The 4,544-nt window shown below is 64.2% G+C and carries 4 protein-coding genes; 3 read left to right on the top strand and 1 reads right to left on the bottom strand.

Annotated features, from left to right (window positions below; translation table 11 throughout):
- Positions 1–240: 240 nt before the first annotated feature.
- Genes CIB93_RS39380 through CIB93_RS36770 form a run of 3 tightly spaced genes read left to right on the top strand, consistent with a single transcriptional unit; the run spans position 241 to position 1,784 of the window.
- Entirely contained in the window at positions 241–453 is a 213-nt protein-coding gene (locus tag CIB93_RS39380) for a hypothetical protein (protein WP_096633108.1), read from the top strand.
- Entirely contained in the window at positions 437–967 is a 531-nt protein-coding gene (locus CIB93_RS36775) for a DUF6879 family protein (protein ID WP_096633107.1), read from the top strand. Before CIB93_RS39380 ends, CIB93_RS36775 begins: the two co-directional genes overlap by 17 nt.
- Positions 951–1,784, top strand: a complete 834-nt coding sequence (locus tag CIB93_RS36770) for a helix-turn-helix transcriptional regulator (protein ID WP_096633106.1) — start codon at positions 951–953, stop codon at positions 1,782–1,784. Before CIB93_RS36775 ends, CIB93_RS36770 begins: the two co-directional genes overlap by 17 nt.
- Positions 1,785–2,539: 755 nt before the next feature.
- Here CIB93_RS36770 and CIB93_RS36755 read toward each other — a convergent pair.
- Positions 2,540–3,373 carry a recombinase family protein gene (locus tag CIB93_RS36755; protein ID WP_096633104.1) on the bottom strand — a complete coding sequence of 278 codons (834 nt, stop codon included), beginning with the start codon at positions 3,371–3,373 and terminating at the stop codon, positions 2,540–2,542.
- Positions 3,374–4,544 lie beyond the last annotated feature (1,171 nt).

Raw genomic sequence — 4,544 nt, 5'->3', positions numbered from 1 at the left:
CTTCGACACTGCGAAGCAACCACTTTGAGAGTGCGACCCTACCGCAGTGCCGCACTCCCGTGTGCGTACCCGCGTCCCCGCCCTGCCTCAACGGCCAGGGTTGATGCGTGGCGTCGGCGGTGGCGCATGAGCGGTCTACCCGACAACGCGAATACCCGCGTTCCCTGGTAGACGCGGGTTGCCGCACCGCTCTAGCGTCGTCATCTACAGGGATGAGCCCTGCACGGAAGAGGGGGAATCATGGCGCGAGATGATCTGTACCGCCTTACGGGAAACACTGGCGGCCCCAACTGCGACGATGACGACTGCCCGAACCTGTACGTGGATAAGGCGGACGGCGGGATCGTTGTGCAAGGGGATCGGTGTTCCGCCTTCCAGCCTCCGGCCGGTGAGGCACTGGTGAAGATTCCCGAGCACGTTCTCAGGGAGGCTGTTCGTGCTCTTGGATGGTGACGCCTGGCGTGATTTCTTCGACGCCTTCGAGCGTGAGGCGTGGCGATTCGAGGCACAGCCCACGTACACCATGCCCAAGGAACAGGAGAACGTAGCTCGGTACCTGAGAGGTGAGGCTAAGCCGCTTGGACACAACTCGCGCTGGCATGAGCGGGTCCGGGGGTACAAGGATTCCGGGCGCAGCATCGGACGTGTTCGCGTTGTGCGTCGCCCCCTAACCGAGTATCAGCGCTATCAGTTCGCCTGGGGAATTCCGGGAAACATCGAAGCCGGTGAGGACATCCGGATTCTGGACGTGACGCACGACGACTACGGGTTGCCCCTCACTGGCTGCGACTGGTGGATGTTCGATGGAAGGCGTATCGCTCACCTCAACTTCCGCCCGGACGGCACGCAGGTAAACCGCGAGGTGTACGAGGGAGACCCTGCGCCCTATCGGGAATGGAAGCGGATCGCCTTGGAGCGTGCCGTTCCTTTCGGGGAGTACGTGAAGGGCCTTGACGTTCCAACCTGAGCAGCTAGGCCAGTCCAAAGCTGATCTAGCCGCGTCGCTTCGAGAGCTGCGAAAGCGGGTCGGACTTTCCCAGGTTCGACTCGCTCAGCGCTGCAACATGTCACAGACGAAACTCAGCAACATCGAGACTGGCAGGGTAGGGCCGAACCTCGTTGACGTGGAACTGATCCTGAGAGTTCTGGAGGCTTCCCCGGCGGAAGTGGCTGAGGTGATGTCACTTGCCAGGCTCGCTAATACGGAGTGGCAGGGCAAGCGGGCGTCGTGGCGAAGGGGCCTAGAGAAGCGACAAGCGGAGTTGGCTGGCCTGGAGTCTGAAGCCACGACGCTCCGTTACTTTCTGCCCGCTATGGTGACCGGACTTCTCGCTACACCGGAGTACGTAAAAGCCAGTCTCAGCGGATCGCCAGGCGATAAAACGAAGACGGTCGCCAGGAAGCTGGAGAGGCAGGCGGTTCTCTATGACTCCACCAAGACGTTCACTTTCCTACTGACGGAACAAGCGGTGAGATGGCCCGTGATCCACCGGGCTGCCATGGCCGTGCAGGTTGACCGTCTCGTATCGCTGTCCCACCTGCCAAACGTGCGCATCGGCGTACTCCCGATCGAGTCGGTCATGAGTCGTGGACCTATGAATACTTTCACTGTCTACGACCAGCGTCTCGCTACGGTGGAGACTTTCACGGGGCGAATAGTCTTCCAGGATTCTCGGGATATTGCCGAGCATCTAAGGGTGTTCGAGATGTACGAACGAAACGCTCTCTTTGGTGAAGATGTGAGGCGAGCGCTCACGGAGTGGGCGAATCTCTTCCGTTCATGATCTTTATCCCGCAACGCGAATAACTGGCCGACTGGCCGCGTGGTAGATGGATCATCTGTCGCTGAACCCGGATCGGAAGGCGCACGGTGTGAGCGAAAGGCGGACGACCATGAGCGGGCCGGTACATCTGACTCTTCCCAAACCGCCCCCGAAACCGAAGGCTGGTTGCGGTGTGTGCGAGGCGCTTGCCAGACAGAGGCAGACGGCGCGGGACAGGGGCGATCTGTCGGCGGCGACGGATGCCGATGTGGAGATTCGCAACCACCCGCACAAGACGCGGGGGAAGCGGTGAGCCGCGCTCTGCTGCGCTACGTCAGACACCGGATCGCGCAGCATCCGGATACGGACGTGACCTACGAGGCGGAGTGCCTGCACTGCCAGTGGAAGGCGACGCCTTCAACGGACGGTGCGGCAGTGGACGTGGAGTGCATGAGCCACACCGGCCGGAGTAACCATCGAGGGTTCCGGCGTATCTGTACGTCGTTCGCGATGGTGGTTCGCGACGACGGGCAAGCACCCGTCATGCCGGGGGACGGCGAGCAACACAGTCGGCCCCGTGAGGGGCCTACAGCCCTGGCGTGACGGAAGGGGCGCGCGAGAGCGACAGCGCCCCTGTGCTGGCCCCTGTCAGCTTCCCCCGTGGCTGGCAGGGGTCGGCATCGTCCGGATCGCTCAGACGGCGACACAGGCCCGTGCATGACAGCGGCCCCCGACGTGATGCCGGGGGCCTGCCTGTGCGTCCGTGTGCGTCTGTCTCAGGCGCTCTCTCCAAGGTGGCGGTACAGCGTGGCCCTGCCGATTCCCAGGGCCTTAGCGATGGACGTGACGCTCTCCCCCTTGCCGTGCCGGGCACGGGCCACAGCTAGCTTGTCGTCGTCCACCACGGACGGACGCCCACCGACGTTGCCCTTACGGGCCGCAGCGTCCAGCCCTTCCAACGTCTTCTCCCGTATGCCTTCCCGCTCCACCTCTGCACTGACGGCGAGGACGGCGAACACGATCGCGCCTGCCCCGTTCGGGTCGTACACCCCTTGCAGGGGACCGGACAGGAGTTCCAGTTGGATGCCGTCCGCCTGAAGGGTGGAGGACAACGTCATGAGTTCCGCCGCACTGCGGGCGAGCCGCTTCATCTCCACCACAGTCAGGATGACCGGTTGGTTCGGCGCGGCTGCCTTGATCTCCCGTGCCAGCGTGAGCGCCTTCTCAAGCTCCGGCCGCTCCTTCACACGGGTACTGATCTTCTCCGAGAACACGCGGGTGCAGTCGGCACGGGCAAGCATGTCCAACTGGGACTGGAGTTCCTGTCCAACAGTGCTGCACCTGGCGTAGCCCAGTCGGATCGCTGCGCCCGGCGTCGCGTCGGGTGCCTGCTGAAGGGGTGCGCCCTGTGTCCATGCCTTGCCGGGGTTGCGGTCGGCCGGAGTCTTCACGGTCAGTTCCGCTTTGAGCGCGGGCACCAGGGCGAAGCGGCCCGTGTGGTAGTTCGCTGCCACCTTGCCCGTGGTCGTACGGCAGGGGCTACCGGAGGGGGCCTGGCACTTCGGGCAGTCGTGACGTTCGACCTGTGCGGCCGGGGTGTTCGTGGTCATGACGAGACAGTCCCATAAACGTGTCCCGAAAGCTAGTCCGAGGGGAGATGTTTCGGGACGGGTTACGGGACAGTCGAGCGGGGGTGAAACGGACACGCCCCGAGCGTGGCCCAACAGTCCCGATAACGAAGGTTTGCGAGACGCCATGTCGTGGCTGCTCTGACGCTGCGGACAGTGAGGCGCTGCCGCGCCCTGCCTTGCGCTTCCCCCTGCCCTTACGGCTGCGTCTGCATCGGCAAAAGGCTGTGCGCCTGCCTTACGGCCTACCGTCTGTCCACCGCCTCTCGGGTAGACGTGCGGCCTGTCGGCCGCTCACGTAGGCGCACAGCCGTTCGCCTGCCAGGGAAGCGACGGCGACGGAGCAGAGGTAGGGGCAGAGTCGAGACGTGAGGCGACGGCGGAGGGGTGGGGGTATGACCCCCTGAAGGGTCCTTGCCGCACCGCCGGGTCTTGGCAGAAAAGATCGCGCCCCGGTTTCAAGGTCGATCAGGGTTTAAGGCACCGGCGGGGGAAGTGTCATCGGTAGACCTTGGCAGGGCTCCCGTTGCCACGGTTTCAGGGGGCGTCAGAGCGGCCTGCACCCTCGGCCGGCGCAGGGATAGTGCCTGATCACAGGCTTACACCAGCCTTGCTGGCAACGGCGGCGAGGTGCAGAGAGTGAAGGCTTTCGCCCCTTGCTCTGGAGTCTTCGACAGGTGGCCGCGTAGCGGCCCACAAGCCGTATGCCCTTGGTCTAGCGGGCTTGCTCCGTGGGGGCGCGGCAGCGCCCCACTTGGCTTGCCCCTTGCCCTTGCTCTGTCGGCCCCTTCCGGGGCCGCTCCGCCGTTGAGTGCTTGCGACTGTGGCGGCGGAGCCGCCCCCATCCACTTGCCACTTGCCTCCTTGCCTGTGGGGCGCTGTCGCGCCCTGCTTCTCTTCGCCGCTGGAGTAAGGGGCTTCCCTATGTCGGCCCCTTCCGGGGCCGCACTGTCGTAGATCCTTCGGCTTGCGCCTGTACGTCTTCACCTTGACGTACATCGCTTGGAGTCTTCCAAGAGAGATAGAGAGGGGCTGCACGTCGCCCCAGGTCAAGAGGCTGTGGCGGCACGTCTCGCGTGTCGTTGGGTGCCGTATCGACATGCCTGGCGTGTGGGTGCCCAGCTTGACTGGCACGCCTGGCGTGTGGCCTACG

The organism is Streptomyces sp. WZ.A104, assembly GCF_002382885.1.
Taxonomy (GTDB): Bacteria; Actinomycetota; Actinomycetes; order Streptomycetales; family Streptomycetaceae; genus Streptomyces.
This window is presented reverse-complemented; position numbering and strand designations above follow the sequence as displayed.